The organism is Corynebacterium sp. UMB8791 (assembly GCF_054166365.1).
On record NZ_JBSZCG010000022.1, the window covers coordinates 1 to 362 of the forward strand.

Below are 362 nucleotides of genomic sequence, written 5' to 3' on the forward strand. Positions count from 1 at the left end.
GAATTTCTGTTTTTGAGATAAAACTTAGCTGCCCAAAAACATCATCTTCTAAAATAGGAACTTGATACGTTTGACAGACTTTCACGAGCTGTTCTCTTTTTCTTAAAGGCATCACTGTCCCAGTCGGATTTTGAAAGGAAGGATTAACCATAACCATTTTGATGCGATGTTGTCGGATTGTTTGTTCTAGCGCTTCAAGATCAATCCCTTCCTCTGTCATGGGCACACCAAATAAGCGCACACCAGCAGCTTGGAAAATTGGTAAGGCATAGAAGAAAGATGGATCTTCTACGGCAACACTATCTCCTTGTCTCAATAAAACTTGCAAAACTAAAAAAAGTGCTTGTTGTGCACCTGAAGTG

1 protein-coding gene is annotated in these 362 nt (G+C 39.8%); it reads right to left on the reverse strand.

The window, feature by feature from the left end; translation table 11 throughout:
• On the reverse strand, positions 1 to 362 hold a 362-nt coding region (locus tag ACXIUA_RS00610), incomplete at both ends, for an aminotransferase class I/II-fold pyridoxal phosphate-dependent enzyme (protein ID WP_457975895.1).